Annotated in this window: 18 protein-coding genes; 13 read left to right on the top strand and 5 right to left on the bottom strand. The window is 70.1% G+C overall.

What is annotated here, in order from left to right; all coding sequences use genetic code 11:
- Nucleotides 1-12: 12 nt before the first annotated feature.
- The 3 genes from Q9R13_RS09105 to Q9R13_RS09095 are packed head-to-tail and all read left to right on the top strand — an operon-like array spanning nt 13 to nt 2,424.
- Nucleotides 13-1,095, top strand: coding sequence for a sensor histidine kinase (locus Q9R13_RS09105; protein WP_310964786.1), 1,083 nt, complete (start codon nt 13-15; stop codon nt 1,093-1,095).
- A complete protein-coding gene (locus Q9R13_RS09100) occupies nt 1,092-1,748 on the top strand; it encodes a response regulator transcription factor (protein WP_310964785.1) in 657 nt (218 codons plus the stop codon). Before Q9R13_RS09105 ends, Q9R13_RS09100 begins: the two co-directional genes overlap by 4 nt.
- A gap of 49 nt (nt 1,749-1,797) precedes the next feature.
- Nucleotides 1,798-2,424: a DedA family protein gene (locus Q9R13_RS09095; RefSeq protein WP_310964784.1), complete on the top strand. Its 627-nt coding sequence runs from the start codon at nt 1,798-1,800 to the stop codon at nt 2,422-2,424.
- A gap of 15 nt (nt 2,425-2,439) precedes the next feature.
- Here the strand turns inward: Q9R13_RS09095 and Q9R13_RS09090 are convergent, their stop codons facing one another.
- Nucleotides 2,440-3,543: a glycosyltransferase family 4 protein gene (locus tag Q9R13_RS09090; protein WP_310964783.1), complete on the bottom strand. Its 1,104-nt coding sequence runs from the start codon at nt 3,541-3,543 to the stop codon at nt 2,440-2,442.
- Between the two features lie 372 nt (nt 3,544-3,915).
- On the opposite strand from Q9R13_RS09090, the gene Q9R13_RS09085 reads away from it, so the two are divergent.
- Nucleotides 3,916-4,962, top strand: coding sequence for a fatty acid desaturase family protein (locus Q9R13_RS09085; protein WP_310964782.1), 1,047 nt, complete (start codon nt 3,916-3,918; stop codon nt 4,960-4,962).
- A 30-nt stretch (nt 4,963-4,992) separates the two neighbouring features.
- Here the strand turns inward: Q9R13_RS09085 and Q9R13_RS09080 are convergent, their stop codons facing one another.
- Nucleotides 4,993-5,136 (bottom strand): hypothetical protein, encoded by a 144-nt coding sequence (locus Q9R13_RS09080; RefSeq protein ID WP_310964781.1) that lies wholly within the window; start codon nt 5,134-5,136, stop codon nt 4,993-4,995.
- 59 nt (nt 5,137-5,195) lie between these two features.
- The gene (locus tag Q9R13_RS09075; protein WP_310964780.1) at nt 5,196-6,299 is read right to left on the bottom strand and encodes a citrate synthase 2; all 1,104 of its coding nucleotides are present in this window, start codon (nt 6,297-6,299) and stop codon (nt 5,196-5,198) included.
- A gap of 77 nt (nt 6,300-6,376) precedes the next feature.
- Between Q9R13_RS09075 and pdxH the strand changes: the two genes are divergently transcribed.
- The 6 genes from pdxH (at nt 6,377) to Q9R13_RS09045 (ending at nt 14,200) form a co-directional block, all read left to right on the top strand.
- A complete protein-coding gene (gene pdxH / locus Q9R13_RS09070; protein WP_310964779.1) occupies nt 6,377-7,027 on the top strand; it encodes a pyridoxamine 5'-phosphate oxidase in 651 nt (216 codons plus the stop codon).
- Nucleotides 7,028-7,241: 214 nt separating this feature from the next.
- A complete protein-coding gene (locus Q9R13_RS09065) occupies nt 7,242-8,978 on the top strand; it encodes a CocE/NonD family hydrolase (RefSeq protein ID WP_310964778.1) in 1,737 nt (578 codons plus the stop codon).
- Nucleotides 8,979-9,161: 183 nt separating this feature from the next.
- Entirely contained in the window at nt 9,162-9,764 is a 603-nt protein-coding gene (locus Q9R13_RS09060; protein ID WP_310964776.1) for a TetR/AcrR family transcriptional regulator, read from the top strand.
- The gene (locus Q9R13_RS09055) at nt 9,765-11,498 is read left to right on the top strand and encodes an ABC transporter ATP-binding protein (RefSeq protein ID WP_310964775.1); all 1,734 of its coding nucleotides are present in this window, start codon (nt 9,765-9,767) and stop codon (nt 11,496-11,498) included.
- The gene (locus Q9R13_RS09050) at nt 11,495-13,483 is read left to right on the top strand and encodes an ABC transporter ATP-binding protein (protein WP_310964774.1); all 1,989 of its coding nucleotides are present in this window, start codon (nt 11,495-11,497) and stop codon (nt 13,481-13,483) included. Before Q9R13_RS09055 ends, Q9R13_RS09050 begins: the two co-directional genes overlap by 4 nt.
- Nucleotides 13,484-13,750: 267 nt before the next feature.
- A complete protein-coding gene (locus Q9R13_RS09045; protein ID WP_310964773.1) occupies nt 13,751-14,200 on the top strand; it encodes a MarR family winged helix-turn-helix transcriptional regulator in 450 nt (149 codons plus the stop codon).
- Nucleotides 14,201-14,204: 4 nt separating this feature from the next.
- Here Q9R13_RS09045 and Q9R13_RS09040 read toward each other — a convergent pair whose 3' ends face one another.
- Both Q9R13_RS09040 and Q9R13_RS09035 read right to left on the bottom strand, forming a co-directional pair.
- Nucleotides 14,205-15,728: a glycoside hydrolase family 13 protein gene (locus Q9R13_RS09040; protein ID WP_310964772.1), complete on the bottom strand. Its 1,524-nt coding sequence runs from the start codon at nt 15,726-15,728 to the stop codon at nt 14,205-14,207.
- Nucleotides 15,725-16,435 (bottom strand): hypothetical protein, encoded by a 711-nt coding sequence (locus tag Q9R13_RS09035; RefSeq protein ID WP_310964771.1) that lies wholly within the window; start codon nt 16,433-16,435, stop codon nt 15,725-15,727. The genes Q9R13_RS09040 and Q9R13_RS09035 overlap by 4 nt, the downstream gene beginning before the upstream one ends.
- A 47-nt stretch (nt 16,436-16,482) precedes the next feature.
- Here Q9R13_RS09035 and Q9R13_RS09030 point away from each other — a divergent pair, with 47 nt between their 5' ends.
- From Q9R13_RS09030 to Q9R13_RS09020, 3 genes are all read left to right on the top strand, one after another.
- Nucleotides 16,483-17,169 (top strand): metal-dependent transcriptional regulator, encoded by a 687-nt coding sequence (locus Q9R13_RS09030; RefSeq protein WP_310964770.1) that lies wholly within the window; start codon nt 16,483-16,485, stop codon nt 17,167-17,169.
- Between the two features lie 131 nt (nt 17,170-17,300).
- Nucleotides 17,301-18,479 (top strand): hypothetical protein, encoded by a 1,179-nt coding sequence (locus Q9R13_RS09025; RefSeq protein WP_310964769.1) that lies wholly within the window; start codon nt 17,301-17,303, stop codon nt 18,477-18,479.
- Nucleotides 18,476-19,135 carry a hypothetical protein gene (locus tag Q9R13_RS09020; RefSeq protein ID WP_310964768.1) on the top strand — a complete coding sequence of 220 codons (660 nt, stop codon included), beginning with the start codon at nt 18,476-18,478 and terminating at the stop codon, nt 19,133-19,135. The genes Q9R13_RS09025 and Q9R13_RS09020 overlap by 4 nt, the downstream gene beginning before the upstream one ends.
- The last annotated feature ends 78 nt before the right edge of the window (nt 19,136-19,213 follow it).

The following is a 19,213-nucleotide window of genomic DNA, read 5'->3' as shown; positions in this document are numbered from 1 at the left end:
TACGGTGCTGGCATGACACGACCGCTGAGCTGGTGGCTGGTGCCTGTCCTGTTCGTCCTCGTCGTCGGGTCCGCCGGCGCGAACCACGGTCAGTCCCCGGCACACGCGGTGGGCGCCACGGTCCTCGGCGGGGTCGCGGGGCTCACCCTGCTCCTCCTCGACCGCAACAGGTGGGCGATGGTGGTGCTGAGCGGGCTGGCTGCGGCGACGTACTTCTCGGTCGGCCTGTCGAACGGCCCGATCTTCTTGATCGTGCCGTTGACCGGGTTCGTGCTCGCGCGTGACCGAGCTCCCCGTGAGTGGGCCCCACCGCTGGCCGTCGAGACGCTGCTGATGACCATCGGCCTGCTGGTCCGCAGCCTGCATGCCGAGTACTCGCTGTCGGCCGCGGTCTGGCAAGCCTGCGCGATCGCCGCGATCGGTGCCGGGGCCGCAGCCGTGGGGAACACCATCGGGGCTCGCCGGGATGCGTCCCTGGAGCGGAGCCGTCGTGCGGCCACCGAGGAGCGGCTGCGGATGGCCCAGGACCTGCACGACGGAGTGGGCCACGGGCTCGCGGTGATCGCCATGCAGGCCGGGGTCGCCCTGCACGTGCTGGAGAAGGACGTCGAGTCGGCGCGGGCCTCGCTGCTGGCGATCCGTGACACCAGCCGGGAGTCGCTCGAGGCGTTGCGGGCCGAGCTGTCCGCGCTGCGGCCGGGGGAGGAGGCGCCGGCGCGGGCAGCTCGACGCGGACTCGCTGACCTGCCCGTGCTGGTCGATCGAGTTCGGGCCGGCGGGCTCGATGTCAGCGTGGAGGTCCGGGCAGAGGGCGTGGACGAGACGGTCGGCGCAGCGGCCTACGCCGTCGTGCAGGAGGCCCTGACCAACGTGCTGCGACATGCCCGCGCCGACCGGGCACGGGTGAGCGTGCTGGCCGGCTCCGGTCAGCTGGTGGTCACCGTCGCCGATGACGGGCAAGGTGGGGAGGTGGTCGAGGGCATGGGGATCAGTGGCATGCGGCGGCGTGTCGGAGCCCTGGGCGGAACCCTGGCCGTCGGACCGGGCAGCAGCGGGTTCACGGTGGAGGCTCGGCTGCCGGTGGTGGCGGCATGATCCGGGTCGCGGTCATCGACGACCAGCCCCTGGTCCGGATGGGCCTGTCCACGCTGATCGCGGCCGAGGACGACCTCGAGCTCGTCGGCGAGGCGGAGGATGGCCGGACTGGCCTTGCCCTGCTGCGTCGGGAGCGTCCCGACGTGGTGCTCAGTGACATCCGGATGCCGGGCCTCGACGGGCTGGCGATGTTGCGGGAGGTCGCGGGTGATCCCACGCTGGCCGGGGTCAGGGTGGTCATGCTGACCACCTTCGAGCTGGACGAGTACGTCTTCGAGGCGCTCCGGCTGGGCGCCAGCGGCTTTCTGCTCAAGGACGCCGATCCGACGGCCCTGCTCGACGCCGTCCGGGTCGTCGCCGAGGGCGGCTCGCTCCTCGCTCCGTCGGTCACCCGGCGGGTGATCGAGCACTTCGGTGCGACCCGCACGGCCGTCGGTGCACATCCGGAGATCCACCGGCTCACCGAGCGCGAGCGGGAGATCGCCGCCTGGGTGGCCACCGGCGCCTCGAACCAGGAGATCGCGGATCGGCTCGTGGTCAGTCCCGACACCGTGCGCACCCACGTCTCGCGGGCGATGGTCAAGCTGCACGCGCGCGACCGCGCCCAGCTGGTCGTCTTCGCGATCCAGTCGGGACTGCTCCCGGAGGGCTGATCGGCGGTCCTCACCCTCCCGTCATCCTGGGTCGGGCAGACTCAAGCGGGTGAGCGGCTTTCTCAACTGGTTCCAGCACATCCCGGAGCATGTGCTGGCCCTGGATCCGGTGTGGCTGCTCGTCGTCTGCGGCCTGCTCGTCTTCGCCGAGGACGCGGTCTTCGTCGGCTTCGTCATCCCGGGGGAGTCCGCTGCCGTCGTGGCCGGGGTCGCCAGCAGCATCGGGCACGTTCCGTTCCCCGCAGCGATCGTGGTCGTCGTGCTCGCCGCCGTCATCGGCGACACGGTGGGCTACGAGGTGGGCAGGCACCTCGTCGGCCCGAAGGTGCTGGAGTCCCGCCTGCTTGCCAGACACGCTGCGCGGATCGAGAAGGCGAGTGAGTTCTTGCGTCGGCGAGGCGGCGTCGCGGTGTTCCTCGGCCGGTTCACCGCGTTCTTCCGGGCAGTGATGCCGGCGCTCGCCGGATCCGCCCGGATGCCCTACCTGCGCTTCCTGAAGTGGAACGCGGTGGGCGGGATCGTGTGGGGGACCGGGTTCGTGGTGCTCGGCCACGTCGCGGGCTCGTCGTACCAGCAGGTGGCCAGCCGGGCCGGACACTGGGCGGCGATCGGCTTCGTCGCAGCGGTGGTCCTGCTGGTCATCGGCTGGCGGGTCCGCGAGCACCGCCGCGGTTGAGCCGGACCACCGACCTCACGCAGGGGCGCGCTCGCCCGCCTCGCGTGCAGGCACCATGGCCAGCTCCTCGAGCTGACGGAGGATGACCGCCGGCGGGACCGGCAGCGGGCCGGCAAGCACGTCGAGCAATGTGTCCACCGACTCGGCGACGGTGTACATCGCCGAAGCGAGCTGCCGCGCCGCTGCAGTGGGCGGCCCCTGGCCGACCGCGGCCCGAATGCCCCAAGCAAGCGCCTCGGCATTGTCCGGCTCGACCAGGACCACCGCGCCGCAGTCGGTCTCGGGCAGACCGCCGTCGTTCGACGCGACCACCCGACACCCGGCGTGCTGGGCCTCGATCGCGACGATCCCGAAGGTCTCGTGCCAGTACTGGCTGTTCGACGGCATCACCACGACGTCGTGAGCAGCCATCAGCGCCGCCATCCTGGCCGGGCTCTTGCACGCGGGCACCACGTCGATTCCGGGGTGCGCGGCGAGCAGCTTCTCGATGATGCGGCCCTGCGGCTTGTCCGAGCCAGCGGTCGTGGCGGTGAAGGTGAGCGATGCGTCACGGTCGATGACGTCGACATGCAGTGTCTCGAGGAGGGTGTAGATGCCCTTCTCCGGGCTGAGCCTTCCGGCGAACAGGATCCGTGTCTGTCCCGTCGGGGAGGCCCGGCGTGGCTCTCGGGCGAAGTGCGGCTCGGCGAAGGGGTGAACGACTCGAATGGTCGCCACGTCGACGTCGAGGAAGTCCGACCACAGGGCGGCGGCGTAGCGGCTGGTGGCGATCAGAACCCGGTCGCGGGTTCCGTCGGTCGCGAACGCGCGGTAGCGGTCCCGGATCGGCGGAGGGTTGTGCAGGATCAGGTACGCCGGATGCCTGGTCGCGACCGGATGCGGCTCGTTGACGAAGACCACGGTCCCGTCCAGGTCGCTGACCGCCGCAAGGGTTGCCAGGGACCGGAAGGGGACGTCGGTGAAGTCGTCTCTGCCGTCGGCGCTGCCGAGCCCGACCGTGACCACCTGTGCGGCGATCCCTCGGCGGTTGAGCTCACGGACCTGGCCAACCGTGTAGTTCTCAGACCCCCCGGTGCCTGCGGGCAGGCGATTGCCGGGGGACCAGATGAAGGAGATCAATGCGTGCCGCCGCAGACGCCGTACTGCTGCGGAGCGGCGCGGCCGGTGAAGGACGCTGATTGGCGATCGAAGGGCCGTTGGTGCGGGTGCATTGCACCGTCTCTCGGCTAGCTGCCCGATCCAGCGTCGCAAGGTGACCTGGTCGTGCAGTCGTGCCCTCAGTCTAGCCCGGCGACCAAGGCAACACGTCGGCGCCCGGCCATCGTCGGGCCGACGTGAGCGGACGTCGGCGGGCGTGCCCAGGGGGGATGTAGACTCAAGGTCCAGGGCCTGCCGGGGGTTTCACGCGGTTTGCTTCGACAGGCTTCGAACGTTCCACATCCGGCATCTCCGTCGCCACGTGGCACCGCCTCGTTTGGCTCGGAGTCCCTTGTGACCGTTCAGCTTCCCATCGTCCCGCCTGTCGCCCGACCGGCGCCCCCCAGCGGGTACGCCGCACTCTCCGCGCTGGTGCGCGAGCGCAACCTGCTGCGGCGGCGGCCGTGGTTCTACGCGGGCGTCTTCGCGGCCAATCTGCTCGTGACGGCGCTCGTCGTGGCGGCGATGGTCGTCTGGCGGGACTCCTGGTGGCTGCTTCTGCTCGCACCCGTCCTGGCCGTGGTCTCGGTGCAGTTCGGCTTCTTCGGCCATGACGTCGGGCACCAGCAGGTCACCCGAGACCGACGGTTGAGCCGCGCGCTCGGGTTGGTCTCCGGAGATCTCCTCGCCGGGCTGAGCTACGCGTGGTGGGTCACCAAGCACAACGCCCACCATGCCCACCCCAACGACCTGGCCACCGATCCGGATGTGCGCGCGGGCGCACTCGTGTTCGACGCCGACCAAGCCGACCAGCGCAGTGGTGCGGCCGCCTGGCTGACCCGCCACCAGGCCGCGATGTTCTTCCCGATGCTGCTCGGCGAGGCGGTGAACCTGCACGTGTCCAGCGTGCGGGAGATGTTCAAGCCGAAGGTCAAGGGGCGTGCGATCGAGTCGGTGCTGCTGACCGCACACCTGGCCGGTTACGTGGCCCTGCTGGTGTTCACGTTGACGTGGCCGCAGGTGCTCGCCTTCGTCGTCCTCCAGAAGGCTCTGCAGGGGGTCTACCTCGGCATGTCCTTCGCGCCCGGTCACAAGGGAATGCCGGTGATGGATGTCGAGCAGGCAGCCGACCCGTTCCTGCGGCAGGTGCTGACCTCACGCAACGTCCGCGGTGGCTGGTTCACCGACGCGGCGCTCGGCGGGCTCAACTACCAGGTCGAGCACCACCTGTTCCCGAGCATGCCGCGGCCCAACCTGCGTCTGGCGCAGCCGATCGTCAGGCAGTTCTGTGCCGATCGTGGCGTCACCTACACCGAGACCGCGGCGCTGGCGTCGTACGCCGCAGGGCTGCGGCACCTCCACGCCGTCGGTACCGGGCTCCGGAGCCGCGGGCGCAGCTGACCTGCGGCGCAGCGCCGTCGCGGGGTCGGGTCAGTGACCCCGGCGCTGCTTGGCCGGAGGCACGATCACGGTGTCGTCGGCACCGGCCCGCTTGGCCTGCTTGTCGGCGCGCTTCTCCTTGATGGACTTCCCAGCCTTCTTGGAGAGGTGTTGCCGGGGCGACTTGTCGGCCATTGGTGCTCCTTGGTCGGAAGCCTGAACGGCTCCATGCCGAGAGACTACGCCGGACCTGGTCAGATGCCCCAGGCGTCGTTCCAGCCGTCCACCGAGGATGCCGGACGTGCGGCGGGTCCCGCGTAGAGCGCCGACGGACGGACCAGCCGACCGGTGCGCTTCTGCTCCAAGATATGGGCCGACCAGCCGGCGGTGCGCGCGCAGGTGAACATCGAGGTGAACATGTGCGGCGGCACTTGGGCGAAGTCGAGCACGATCGCCGCCCAGAACTCGACGTTGGTCTCCAGGACTCGGTCGGGCCGGCGCTCGCGCAGCTCGGCGAGAGCAGCCTTCTCCAGTGCCTCGGCGACCTCGTAGCGGGGTGCCCCGAGCTCGCGCGCCGTTCGCCGAAGCACTCGTGCGCGAGGATCCTCGGCGCGGTAGACGCGGTGGCCGAACCCCATCAGCCGTTCGCCGTTGTCCAGCAGCCCCTTGACGTACGACGAGGCGTCGCCGGTCCTCTCGACCTCCTCGATCATGTGCAGAACCCGGGAGGGCGCGCCACCATGCAGCGGGCCGCTCATCGCGCCCACCGCGCCGGACAGCGCGGCACCGACATCGGCGCCGGTCGAGGTGATCACCCGCGCGGTGAAGGTCGACGCGTTCATGCCGTGCTCGGCGGCGGAGCTCCAGTAGGCATCGACAGCCTTGACGTGCTGGGGGTCCGGCTCGCCCTGCCAACGGATCATGAAGCGCTCCGCGATCGTCTTCGCTTCGTCCACCCGCCGCTGCGGGATCATCGGCTGGCCGATCCCACGGGCGGCCTGGGCTACGTAAGAGAGCACCATCACCGCAGCCCTGCCCAGGTCCTCACGCACCTGGCTGTCGTCGATGTCGTAGGTCTGCTGCAGCCCCCAGACCGGGGCGAGCTGGGCCACTGCGGACTGCACGTCGACGCGGATGTCGCCGGTGTGCACCGGGAGCGGGAACGGCTCGGCGGGAGGCATGCCCGGCTCGTAGGAGCCGTCGATCAGCAGACCCCATACCTTCTCGAAGGGGATCCGGCCGACGATCTCCTCGATGTCGACACCGCGGTAGCGCAGCGCGCCGCCGTCCTTGTCGGGCTCGGCGATCTCGGTCCGGAAGGCGACGACGCCCTCGAGTCCCTCGTGTACTTCGGTCATGTCTCTCCTCCGCGGACGTTCCGCTGCTCCGTCGATGTGATCGACTGCATTGTGCCAGCAGCCGCTAGGGTCGCGACATGGACGCCGACCTGGCCCGGATGCGCGAGGAGTACCAGCTCGGCGGGCTCGACGAGTCCGACCTGGCCGACGACCCGATCACGATGTTCGACCGTTGGTTCGAGGACGCCCGTCGCGGTGGGGTCCACGAGCCCAACGCGATGGTGCTGAGCACCGTCTCCGGGGGCAGGCCGTCCGCCCGCGCCGTACTGCTGAAGGGGTACGACGCCATCGGCTTCCGCTTCTACACCAACCACGACTCGCGCAAGGCGCACGAGCTGACCGCCGACCCCGCGTGCGCGCTGGTGTTCGGCTGGTTCGAGCTGCAGCGGCAGGTGCGGATCGAGGGGAGCGCCGCCCGACTCTCGCGGGCCGACGACGAGGCCTACTTCGCGACCCGGCCCCGGGCCTCCCAGCTCGGCGCGTGGGCCTCGGCGCAGTCGTCGGTGGTGTCCGGCCGCGGCGAGCTGGAGGCGGCGTACGTCGAGGCGGAGCGGCGGTTCGAGGGCGTCGACGTGCCCTGCCCGCCGTACTGGGGCGGCTACGTGGTCAGCCCGCACACCGTCGAGTTCTGGCAGGGTCGCCGGGGTCGGATGCACGACCGGCTCGTCTACCGGCGCTCCACCGTCCAGGAGGCCGACCAGTGGCTGGTGCAGCGACTGGCGCCCTGAGCGACTCCGGCGCACGGTGCTGGTCGTGTCGTCGGAGTCGACGTCGCTTCAGGTCGCTCATCGAGGTGCGCAGCGCCTTGGCTGGGTCCTCGTCGCTGCGGGGGGCGGCGAGTGACCGGTGTCGGAGGTCCTTCCGCGATCCCCGCCGGTCGGACCGGTCCGTGTCGTAGCGAGATCGTCGCGCGGTCGTTGATGAGGCGATCGGAGGAACGCGATGAGGTCCAGGCGTCTGCTCGTCCTGCTCGCGCTGCTGCCCGTCTGGCTGCTCCCGTTGGTCGGTGCCACCGGCGCGAGCGCCGCCGGACCCGTCTCACAGAGCCTGCGGTTCACCACCTCCGATGGGGTCTCACTGGCAGCGACGCTGACCGGGCAGTCGCCGCTGACCTCGCGCCCGACGGTGGTCGAGTTCAGTCCGTACGGCCGCAACAGCCAGACCCTGACCGTCGGCCCGAACTACAACTTCCTGCTGGTCCAGGACCGCGGGACGGGCGACAGCGACGGGCAGTTCGACGCGATGGGCCGGCGGATGCAGCAGGACGTGCAGGAGACGCTCCGATGGGCGTGCAGCCAGTCGTGGAGCAACGGTGCGCTCGCCCTCAATGGGTTCTCGGCCAGCGCGATCCTCGCCTACAACGCGATGCACGAGCCCCTGCCGTGCGTGAAGGCCGCGATCATGAAGTCCGGGACGTCGGACCTCTACCGCGACCTGCTGGTGCCCGGCGGGATCAGCAACATCGTGCCCGGCGCGGGTGTGCTGGCGCTGATCGGTGCGCCCGCGCTCGAGCAGGGTGCGGATCGGTTGCAACGCAACCCCTCGTCCTCACTGGATGTGATGCGCGGGCTGTTCACCTCGGGGCTCGACGCGGGCCTGCTGCACCCGACGCTCGACGCGTGGTGGCGGCAGCGGGCCTTCCGCGGCGCGGCCCAGCCCATCCCGGTGCTGATCATCGACGGGTTCTTCGACGTGGAGTCGCGAGGCGCCTTCCAGATGTACCAGGCGCTGAAGGGCGACGGCGCCCACCTGATGGTGGTCGGCGGGCATGACGGCGCGCCCGCCGGCACCGACGATGGCGTGGCCGAGGCGGGCCGCTGGCTGGACCACTACCTGCGTGGCGTGGACAACGGTGTGCAGGCAGACCCGCGCGTGCAGATGTTCCTGTCCGAGGGCGATCGCAAGGCCTACCTCGCGGGCGACTTCGTGCGTCGCGACGCCACGGACTGGCCGGTCCCGCGGACCACCTGGGCCAGCCTCCACCTCGACCCGACGAAGAGCGGGTCCGCACACTCGCTCAACGACGGATCGCTCAGCCTGCAGCCCCCGAGCCGGATCGCCGTGCAGTCCTACCCGGCGGTGCCCTCGCTGCCCACCAGCGCGGACGTTCCCAACGCCGCGATCGTCGACGCGGCCGGGTTCGACAAGGTCACCGACGCGTTGCCGATCCTGTCCGACATGCGGCTCGCCGAGTCGGTCGGACTGACCTACACCACCGCTCCGTTCGCCCGTGCCGTGGACACGGTCGGGCCGGCGGATCTCGACGTACCACTCTCGAGCACGACGCCCGGCGGGCCGATCTGGGCGGTGCTGTCCGACGTCGCCCCCGACGGGAGCACGCACCCGTTGACCGTGGGACGGCTCAGCACCGCCTTCCCGAAGGTCGACGAGTCGAAGTCGCTGCACGACAGCTCCGGTCGCTTGGTGCAGCCGTACGGCGACTACAGCGTCCGGGAGTCGGCCGGGCCACTCGGCGTACGCACCTATCACGTGGAGTTCTGGCCGATCGGCAACCGCTTCCTTGCCGGTCACCGGCTGCGTCTCGAGCTGGTCGGTGCCTCGGCCGCCTCTCTGCCCAGCCTGCCCGGCCTCAACCGGGTCCACGTCGGCGGTCCCGACGGTGCCGTCCTCCGCCTTCCCGTCCTCCCCGGAAGCGACCTCGCCGCCGCGCTGCGCTGAACCTCCGTCGAGGCGGCGCAACCTTGCAGCGGAAGTACGTCGAGGCGGCGCAAATTTGCAGGTCGTCCGCGGCTGCTTGCAAAGTTGCGCCGCCTCGGCAGGTTCGGGCGGCAACGTTGCGCCGCCTCGGCAGAGTGGGAAAATCCGTTGTGAGTGAGTGCTCACTCACTTATGCTGGCGGGCGTGACCACCCGAGAGCGTGCTCGGCCGATGCCGGCGGACGAGCGCCGTACGGCGATCCTGGCGGCGGCGCGCCCGCTGCTCGTCGAGCACGGCCGGGACACCACCACCCGGCAGATCGCCGAGGCGGCCGGCGTCGCCGAGGGCACCATCTTCCGGGTGTTCCCGACCAAGGACGGCCTCTTCGACGCCGTGCTCGCCGCCGAGTTCGATCCCGAGCCGTTCCTCGAGGCGATCGCCGGGATCGACCTGGCCGAGCCCCTGGAGGCCCGGCTCGTGGAGGCCACCGCACTGCTCCAGCGAAGGTTCATCGGGATCTTCGAGATGATGACAGCGATGGCGGTACGCCGGCCCCCCGACCGGATGGGCGCGCCACAACTGCGCAAGCGACTCGCCAACGAGGGTCTGGGCAGGGTGCTCGATCCGGACGCCGATCGGTTCCGCGTTCCGGTCGAGGACGTCGTGCAGCTGCTGCGGCTGCTGACCTTCTCCGGCAGCCACCCGCACATCTCCAACCAGCGCCCGCTCACCGCCGAGCAGATCGTGGACGTCGTGCTGCACGGCACGCTCCGCGAGGGCTCCGCACCCGACCAAGGAGGGATCTGAGTGCTCATCGAGCTAGTCCGCCGCTATCTGCGGACCTACCGCCGGTGGATCGTGGCGATCGTCTGCCTGCAGTTCGTCGGCACCGTAGCGGCCCTGTTCCTGCCCAGCCTGAACGCCGACATCATCGACAACGGTGTGGTCACCGGAGACATCGGCTACATCGTGCGGACCGGGGCCGTGATGCTCGGTGTCGCGTGTGTCCAGATCGCCTGCTCGGTCGCCGCGGTCTACTGCGCGGCCCGGACCGCGATGGGCTTCGGTCGTGACCTGCGCGCGGCGATCTTCCACCGCGTCGGCATGTTCAGCCAGCGCGAGGTCCAGCACTTCGGCGCACCGTCGCTGATCACCCGCGAGACCAACGACGTCCAGCAGGTCCAGATGCTGGTGCTGATGTCCTTCACGCTCATGGTGATGGCGCCGATCATGATGGTCGGCGGCATCGTGATGGCGATGCATGTGAACCTCGGGCTGTCCTGGCTGATCGCGGTCTCAGTCCCGCTGCTCGCCGCCTCGATCGGGTTCGTGATCGCGCACATGGTGCCCAGCTTCCGCCAGATGCAGGTCCGGATCGACGAGGTGAACCGGCTGCTACGCGAGCAGATCACCGGCGTTCGCGTGGTGCGGGCCTTCGTACGCGAGCCCGAGGAGACCGAGCGGTTCCGGGTCGCCAACGACGACCTGACCGACGTCTCGGTCCGGGCCGGGCGGTGGATGGCCGCGATGTTCCCGACCGTGATGGTGATCGCGAACCTGTCCTCGGTCGCGGTGCTGTGGTTCGGTGGGCATCGCATCGACGCCGGCACCATGCAGATCGGCGATCTGACTGCCTACCTGTCCTACATCATGCAGATCCTGATGTCGGTGATGATGGGCACCTTCATGATGATGATGATCCCGCGCGCCGCGGTCTGCGCGGACCGGATCGTCGAGGTGCTCGACGCCGACAGCTCGGTGGTCGCGCCCGAGCAGCCGGTCACCGGCGTCGCCGAGCGCGGCACCCTGCGCTTCGACTCGGTCAGCTTGACCTACCCCGGAGCAGACGTCCCTGTGGTGCGCGACGTCACCTTCGAGGCGCGCCCCGGACAGACGGTCGCGATCATCGGCTCGACCGGCGCCGGCAAGTCGACGATGGTCAACCTGGTCCCGCGGCTGTTCGACGTCACCGGCGGCGCCGTGTACGTCGGCGGCGTCGACGTACGACGGCTGGACCCCGACGCGTTGTGGGCCCGCCTCGGCCTGATCCCGCAGAAGGCGTTCCTCTTCTCGGGGACCGTCGCCTCCAACCTGCGCTACGGCAAGGCCGACGCGACCGAGGAGGAGATGTGGGAGGCGCTCGAGATCGCCCAGGCCCGCGACTTCGTCGCGGCGATGCCCGGCGGGCTGGAGGCGCACATCGCCCAGGGCGGCACCAACGTGTCGGGTGGTCAGCGGCAACGGCTGGCCATCGCACGAGCCCTGATCCGGCGGCCGGAGATCTACCTGTTCGACGACTCGTTCTCGGCGCTCGACCTGGCGACCGACGCCCGGTTGCGGGCCGCGCTCAAGCCGGTGACGCGTGACTCGACGGTGCTGATCGTCGCGCAGCGCGTGTCGACGATCCGCGACGCGGACCTGATCCTGGTGGTGGAGGACGGTGCGGTCGTCGGCAGCGGCACCCATCACGAGCTGCTCGAGTCCTGCGCCACGTACCGGGAGATCGTCGAGTCCCAGATGTCCGCGGAGGAGGCGGCATGAGCGAGCGACGTCAGGAGGCAGGGTCGACCGCGCAGGGCGGCCGCCTGAAGGAGACCGAGCGGGTCCAGGTGGCTCAGGGCGGGCCGGGTCGCGGCCCGTGGGGCGGCGGCATGGTCGGCCAGAAGGCGAGCACGTTCAAGCCGTCGGCCAAGCGCTTGATCGCGCGGATGCGCCCCGACCGTGCCAAGGCGATCGGCGTCGTGCTGTTCGCGCTGTGCGCGGTGGCCCTCGCGGCCCTCGGGCCGAAGATCCTCGGCCGCGCGACCGACCTGATCTTCGGCGGTCTGGTCGGCAAGCAGGTGCTCGCTCACGGCTCGAAGGCCGACGCCGTGGCACACCTGAAGGCGTCCGGCAACTCCACCCGGGCCGACCTGGTCTCGGCGATGCACCTGACCCACGGCGTCGACTTCCACGCCGTCGCGATGGTCCTGTTGCTCGCGCTCGGCGTGTACGCCGTCGGCGCACTGCTCAGCTTCGGGCAGGGCTACCTGCTCAACGACGTCGTGCAGAACACCGTCCGACGGATGCGGGCCGACGTCGAGGACAAGGTCAACCGGCTGCCGTTGAGCTACTTCGACAAGCAACCGCGCGGTGAGCTGCTCTCGCGGGTCACCAACGACATCGACAACGTCAGCCAGACCCTCCAGCAGACGATGAGCCAGCTGATGACCAGCCTGCTCACCGTCGTTGCCGTGTTGAGCATGATGTTCTGGATCTCGTGGGTGCTCGCCCTGGTCGCGTTGGTGTCCGTGCCGATCGCGATGATCGCGGCGCGCACCGTGATGGCGCGCTCGCAGCCCCTGTTCATCGACCAGTGGCGGCGCACCGGGCGGCTCAACGCCCACATCGAGGAGACCTTCACCGGGCACGCCCTGGTCAAGGTCTTCGGCAAGCAGCACGAGGTGGAGGACACCTTCGAGGTCGAGAACGAGGCCTTGTTCAAGTCGTCCTTCGGCGCCCAGTTCGTCAGCGGCCTCATCATGCCGGTGATGATGTTCGTCGGGAACCTCAACTACGTCGTGATCGCTGTCGTCGGTGGGCTGCGGGTCGCACACGGGTCGATGTCGCTGGGTGACATCCAGGCCTTCATCCAGTACTCCCGGCAGTTCACCCAGCCACTCACCCAGGTGGCCTCGATGGCGAACCTGCTGCAGTCCGGGGTCGCGTCGGCCGAGCGTGTCTTCGAGCTGCTCGACGCCCCGGAGGAGAGCCGCGACGAGGCCGGCAGCCCGGCTGCGGAGCGGCACGGCGAGGTCTGCTTCGAGGACGTGTCCTTCTCCTACGACCCCGACGAGCCGCTGATCGAGCACCTTTCGCTCGTCGCGCGCCCCGGGCAGACGGTCGCGATCGTCGGACCGACGGGCGCCGGCAAGACCACGCTGGTCAACCTGGTGATGCGCTTCTACGACGTACGGCGGGGCCGCATCACCCTCGACGGCGTGGACATCACCTCGATGCCTCGCGCCGACCTCCGCAGCCAGATCGGGATGGTGCTCCAGGACACCTGGCTCTTCGAGGGGACCATTCGCGACAACATCGCCTATGGCCGCCCGGACGCCACCGAGGAGGAGATCCTCGCCGCGGCCCGGGCCACCTTCGTCGACCGATTCGTGCACTCGCTGCCCGACGGTTACGACACCCTGGTCGACGAGGAGGGATCGAACCTCTCCGCCGGTGAGCGGCAGCTGGTGACCATCGCGCGGGCGTTCCTGGCCAGCCCCGAGCTCCTGATCCTCGACGAGGCGACCTCGTCGGTCGACACCCGCACCGAGTTGTTGTTGCAGCACGCCATGGCCGCGCTTCGCACCGACCGGACCTCGTTCGTGATCGCGCACCGGCTCTCCACCATCCGGGACGCCGACCTCATCTTGGTGATGGAGCACGGATCGATCGTCGAGCAGGGCACGCACGAGGCCTTGCTGGCTGCGGACGGTGCCTACGCGCGGCTCTACCAGTCCCAGTTCGCCGCCGCGGCCGTCGTCTGACGAGGCAGCTTTCTTCGCGCTAAACCCGTTGAGCGCTGCGGTCGCGCGGCCTACCGTGGTGGCACACGGGAAAGGAGGTGGTCCGAGGAATGAGTTCTTTCAGGACGCGTGAGGTGGCTGTCCGCTAGCGAACGGCGTCGTCGTTCGCGGCGACTACCAGGCAGACACCCGACCCGCAGGTGCGCCGGGATCACGTCCCCCGGCGACGGCCACCAGGCCACGCCTGCGGGTCGTCTGCGCGATCATGGCCTCCCCTACGATGGCGACATGAACGCCAAGCCCCGCGACCGCGCAGAGGCCACCACCGCTCTCGAGCACGAGCTCAGCGCCATCATGCGCCGGATCCGGCGGGCGACGTCTACCCGGGCGCGGATGGTGGATCCGCAGCTACCGAGTGCGGCATACTCCATCCTGCGGTCACTGCACGAGAACGGCCCGCAGCGCTCGTCTGCGCTGGCCGAGGTGTTCGCCATCGACAAGGGCGCGGTCAGCCGCCAGGTCGCGCTGCTCGAGCAGTTCGGCTTCGTCGAGCGGGCCCCCGACCCCGAGGACGGCCGGGCGCAGATCCTCACCGCCACCGGCGCCGCCGTCGAACGGCTCCGTGAGGTGGACCGGCTGCGCCGGCGCTGGTACGAGGAGCGGCTCTCCGACTGGTCCGATGCCGAGATCCGCGAGCTGGCCGTCCAGCTCGGGCGCTACAACGCCGCGATGGACTGAGGGGTCAGGAGGCGGGGGCCGCCAGCCACACGCCTGCATTCGCCGGGAGCGTGTCGTTCTCGATCGGTGCCGAGGAGATCAACACCTCGCCTGCAGGGATCGGCAGAGGGTCGTCGCCGCCGTTGAGAACGACGAGCACCTGCCCACGACGGAACGCGAAGACGTCCGGGCCGAGGTCGACCAGCGTGACCTCCGTCGCCTGCGGCAGCCCTCGGCGTGCGGCCAGCGCTCGCCGGTAGAACGACCATGTCGAACTCGGGTCGTTGCGCTGCGCCTCCACCGTGAGCGTGGCCCACTCGGGCGGCTGGGGCAGCCACGGCCGACCCGTGCCATTGCCGAACGGGCTCTCGTGGCCCGACCAGGGCAGCGGAACCCGACAGCCGTCACGACCCGGCCCGCGGCCGTTGTGGAACTCCGGGTCCTGCCGGTCCGCCGGTGGTACGTCGACCTGCTCCAGGCCCAGCTCCTCGCCTTGGTAGAGGTACGCCGACCCGGGCAGCGCGAGCATGGTCAGGGTGGCGGCCGACCCGCGGGCCAGGCCACGCGCCCCGCCGCCGTACCGCGTGACATGGCGGACGACGTCGTGGTTGGACAGCACCCAGGTCGGCGAGGCATCGACCCGCGCGACCTCCACCAGGGTCTCGCGGACCACCTCACGGAAGGCCGCGACCGACCAGGGCGCCTCGAGCCAGTGGAAGTTGAACGACTGCGACAGCTCGTCGTGGCGGCAGTAGGCCATCGTCCGTGCCGGCGTCGCAGCCCAGGCCTCCGCCACCGCCATCCGGTCCCCGTCGTACTCGCCGAGGATGCGGTGCCAGCGGCGGTAGATGTCGTGCACCTCGGGCTGGTCCCACATGGGCCCGGTGACCAGGCCGGACTGTGCCGCAACCGGATCCGCGGCGTCAGGGAGGCCGGCGGCCTTGCGCAGGCCGTGGGCGACGTCGACACGGAAGCCGTCCACTCCTCGGTCCAGCCAGAATCGCAGGACCTCGTCGAACAGGGTGTGCACGTCATCGTCGGTCCAGTCCAAGTCGGGCTGTGACCGGTCGAACAGGTGCAGGTAGTACTGCCCGTCGTCGGTGCGCTGCCAGGCGGACCCGCCGAAGACCGACAGCCAGTTGTTGGGCTTGTCGCGGAAGAGGTAACGAGCCCGTTCCGGTGAGCCGGGTCCGGCCGCCAGCGCCTCGCGGAACCACGGATGATCCGACGAGGTGTGGTTGGGCACCAGGTCGACGAGCACGCGCAGGCCGAGCCCGTGCGCCCGCGCGAGCAGCGTGTCGAAGTCCGCGAGGCTCCCGAAGCGGGAGTCGACGTCGCGGTAGTCGGCCACGTCGTACCCGTTGTCGTGCTGCGGCGACGGGTAGAACGGCGTCAGCCAGACCGCGTCCACGCCCAGGTCGACCAGGTAGGGCAGTCGTTCGGCGACGCCGCGCAGGTCACCCATCCCGGTGTCCCCGGTCGAGGCGAAGCTGCGGACGTAGACCTCGTAGACGACGGCGTCGCGCCACCACGGCGCGGGCGTCGTCATCGAGGCGTCTGCCCGTGGAAGGCCGCTGGGTCGACCGCGATCCACACATGGGCGGCGCGGCCCACGATCCGGCCGTCGCCGTCGTAGAGCGTCGCGCTGGTCATCGTCTTGCGTCCCTTCGAGCCGAGCGCCCGGCCCATCACCACGTGCGGCTCGCCGGGCCGGGGCAGGACGTCGACGGTGGCGGTCATCCGGCCCAGCACCATCAGGCGCTCGGTCAGGTCACCGGCCCACCCGCCGACGCAGTCCAGCGCCGCCCACGTCGTCGCCAGGTCGACGTCGTCGGCCGGGCACCAGGGGGCGGCGACGCGGGCCCGTGGCCTCTCGTCCTCGGAGACCGGACCCGGGAAGATCCGCAGCCCGTCGTCACGGTCGACCCCGCAGGCGAAGCACGTCGGGAACGGGTGGAAGCTGTGTCCGGGGTACGCCGCCGAGAACGCCGCGGCGTCGTCGTACGACACCGGCTCGACGGGATCGATGACCACCTCGCTCGCGGTGGCGGTCGCCACCGGGGCGCGGCCGTGCGTGAGGGACGCCCGGGCACCGTCGACCTCGACGTCCATCGTGCTCTCGAGCGGTGGAGGCATCCGCAAGGTGACCTCGGTGGTGTCCGTGCCGAGCGCCTCGGCAAGGGATCCCGCGGTGTAGCCGCCGTTGGCGGAGCGGGGCGGCCCGCAGAAGCGGCGGCTGATCTGGAGCGTCGTCACTCCGCACACCCTGCATCGTCGTGGGGTCGATGGGCAAGAATGGCCGGGTGAGCGACCTGATCGACACCACTGAGATGTACCTCCGGACCATCTACGAGCTGGTCGAGGAGGGCATCGTGCCGTTGCGGGCCCGCATCGCCGAGCGCCTGCACCAGAGTGGTCCGACGGTCAGCCAGACGGTCGCCCGGATGGAGCGCGACGGCCTGCTCACCGTCGAGGGCGACCGGCACCTGCAGCTCACCGACAGCGGCATGGCCGCGGCCACCCGGGTGATGCGCAAGCATCGCCTGGCCGAGCGGTTGCTGGTCGACGTGATCGGGATGGACTGGGAACAGGTGCACGAGGAGGCCTGCCGCTGGGAGCACGTGATGAGCGAGCAGGTCGAGCGTCGGCTCCTGGACCTGCTCGGTCATCCGACGGAGTCGCCGTACGGCAACCCGATCCCGGGCCTGTCTGAGCTCGGCGAGAACGACGACGGCGAGAACTTCATGGAGGGCGTCGAGCCGCTCAGCGGGCTCGCCCTCGCAGAGCCCTCCCGGGTCCGGGTGCGTCGGATCAGCGAGGAGATGCAGAAGGACGAGGACCTGATGGCGGCGCTGCGCCGCGCGGGTGCCCGTCCCGGCGAGGTCGTCACCGTGGCGGCGGGCCCAGAGGGGATCATCGTGGGCAGCTCCGGGGAGACGACAGAGATCCTGGCAGAGGCGGCCGATCACATCTTCGTACGCCGGGTCTGAGCTCACCCGCAGGTTGCTGCACTGCACGAATCTGTGCCTGTGGACGACCGCCCCGCCGCCCGCCCGACGCGGCATGCTTGCTGGCGCACGGGGCGGATCGGGCCGCCCCGCCACGGCAGAGGGGGCGGACGATGGTCCGGAGAAGGTGTGGGGTCGCAGTGCTGGCCGCGGTTCTGGCGCTCATGGGTGTCCAGGCGGGAGCGGCGTCGTCGGACGCCCGCGGCGCACCGGATCACCAGGTGCGGGTGTCAGTGGTGCGTCCGAGCGGCACGCCGTTGGCCGGTGCCCAGGTCAGGGTCCATCTCGATCCCGCGAACGCGCCAATCAGATCGCACCCCGCGCTTGTCGCCAAGGGCGTCACCGATGCCCGGGGCAGGTTCGGCTTCGACCTCGCCGGCCTCGCGACGGTCAAGAGGGAGGCGCAGACCAATGCCGACCACGTCGTTGATCTGGATGTCGACGTGGTCTCCTTCGGCAGCCGCCTGGCCGGCTACAACCACCTGGCGGCGCCGATCAACAAGGCCTCACGGGTCGCGATCACCGCGGCCTACCACGTCCCTCGCGGCCAGATCGTCCGGCGCACCGCTGCGCGCAGCACGATGACCGAGAGCTATCGGATCGTCGACCAGACCCGGCTGGCCGCACGCCGGGCCGAGGCCCGGGGCATCTCGGCGCACGCCGCAGCACGTCAGGTGGCGACCCGGTGGGTCAAGGTCGCGGGGCTCTACATCAGCAAGGGGATGTCCGGCTATTTCCGGATGAGCAAGGGGAGGGACACCTATGCCCAAGTCTCGTACGAGTACGGCTCCGGGCCGTGGAAGCTGGGCGGGATGGCGAGCGAGGCGCGGAGCCGCAGCGCTTCCGCGTCGACCGCGACTCATCATGGCCCCTGGCGCCATGTCGTCGAGGCGGAGTACCGGGTCAACCGTTATGCGATCACCGAGCACATCTGCGACCGGGGCTACTGCTGGGACTACACCATCGGCCGCCGTGATCGGATCTACCACTGGACCGGCGGCCTGCGAGCGAGAAGGGAACAGGCGGCCCGCCCACGGTTGAAGGACCTTCACCACAGTCTGATTGGTCGCGGCCAGGGCCGGACCAAGGACACGCACCACAATCACAGGTTCGGTACGGCGTTCACCTTGCACGGGTTCGGAGTCGATGCACGCGCGGGATATTCGGGGGACACGAGGATCCATTGGCACGTGCACTACAACTGCAGACGCAACTACCTCGGTGCCTATGGCGATGACTGGCCCTACGCGTCCGGCAATGTCTACGCCTACAGCTTCGGATGCTCACGATGACACCCCGAAGTCTCTGGCCTGCGCTGGTTGCCCTGGTGGCCCTCGTCTGTGTGGGCTGCGGGAGTGCGGCTCCTGAGTCCGGCGATGCACTCGGGCCGGTCGACCTGTCGATGGGTCTGGGCAAGGGCTGGCTTCTCGGCCAGCGCTACATCGACGCCCAGGGCAGTCTCATCAACAAGTCGGACGAGTCGCTGACCCTGGTGAGCGTCGAGCCAGTGTTCGCCTACGGCAGGCGTTCCGCCGAGGTCTACCGCACCGCGGTCTTCGTCCCTGCGAAGACCGCCATGGATGGGCCGGGTGGGGAGATGGTCGGCGGGCTGTTTCTTCGATGGCCGCCGTCGTTCCGCGAAGCCGGGACCTGTACGTACTTCCGACTGCGGCCGGTACGCGGTGAGACGGTAGGCCCCGGGAAGGGTGCTGCGCTGGCCATGTTCATCCACATGGCGCGACCGGGAAAGTGGCAGATCAAGGGCGAGTGGGTCACCTATCGACAGAACGGCACGCTCTACCGACAGTTCAACGACTACGCAGTGCAAACCCGGGTGCGGGCAAGGGGCGCGCCGTACAGCCCCGGGCACTTCGGCGAGAAGCGCTGTCACACCCGCCCGCTGTCGCAGGCGATGCACGCGCCGCTGTCGGAGACCGGACACCCGTGAGGCGGCTCGCCGCCACCACGCGGACCCAGGGCTGTGGGATGCGGCCGCCACCAGGGTGGGCAGACGCGTGACCAGCTC

The organism is Nocardioides marmorisolisilvae, assembly GCF_031656915.1.
Classification (GTDB): Bacteria; Actinomycetota; Actinomycetes; order Propionibacteriales; family Nocardioidaceae; genus Marmoricola; species Marmoricola terrisoli.
The sequence above is the reverse complement of the archived record's forward strand: the minus strand, read 5'-3'. Positions and strand labels throughout refer to the sequence as shown.

What these genes read in the sequence shown, in the direction of transcription:
- Q9R13_RS09105 (WP_310964786.1), top strand. Translation starts at nt 13, where the DNA reads ATGACACGACCGCTGAGCTGGTGGCTGGTGCCTGTCCTGTTCGTCCTC.
- Q9R13_RS09100 (WP_310964785.1), top strand. Translation starts at nt 1,092, where the DNA reads ATGATCCGGGTCGCGGTCATCGACGACCAGCCCCTGGTCCGGATGGGC.
- Q9R13_RS09080 (WP_310964781.1), bottom strand. Translation starts at nt 5,136, where the DNA reads ATGGCCGACAAGTCGCCCCGGCAACACCTCTCCAAGAAGGCTGGGAAG.
- Q9R13_RS09075 (WP_310964780.1), bottom strand. Translation starts at nt 6,299, where the DNA reads ATGACCGAAGTACACGAGGGACTCGAGGGCGTCGTCGCCTTCCGGACC.
- pdxH (WP_310964779.1), top strand. Translation starts at nt 6,377, where the DNA reads ATGGACGCCGACCTGGCCCGGATGCGCGAGGAGTACCAGCTCGGCGGG.
- Q9R13_RS09065 (WP_310964778.1), top strand. Translation starts at nt 7,242, where the DNA reads ATGAGGTCCAGGCGTCTGCTCGTCCTGCTCGCGCTGCTGCCCGTCTGG.
- Q9R13_RS09050 (WP_310964774.1), top strand. Translation starts at nt 11,495, where the DNA reads ATGAGCGAGCGACGTCAGGAGGCAGGGTCGACCGCGCAGGGCGGCCGC.
- Q9R13_RS09045 (WP_310964773.1), top strand. Translation starts at nt 13,751, where the DNA reads ATGAACGCCAAGCCCCGCGACCGCGCAGAGGCCACCACCGCTCTCGAG.
- Q9R13_RS09040 (WP_310964772.1), bottom strand. Translation starts at nt 15,728, where the DNA reads ATGACGACGCCCGCGCCGTGGTGGCGCGACGCCGTCGTCTACGAGGTC.
- Q9R13_RS09025 (WP_310964769.1), top strand. Translation starts at nt 17,301, where the DNA reads ATGGTCCGGAGAAGGTGTGGGGTCGCAGTGCTGGCCGCGGTTCTGGCG.
- Q9R13_RS09020 (WP_310964768.1), top strand. Translation starts at nt 18,476, where the DNA reads ATGACACCCCGAAGTCTCTGGCCTGCGCTGGTTGCCCTGGTGGCCCTC.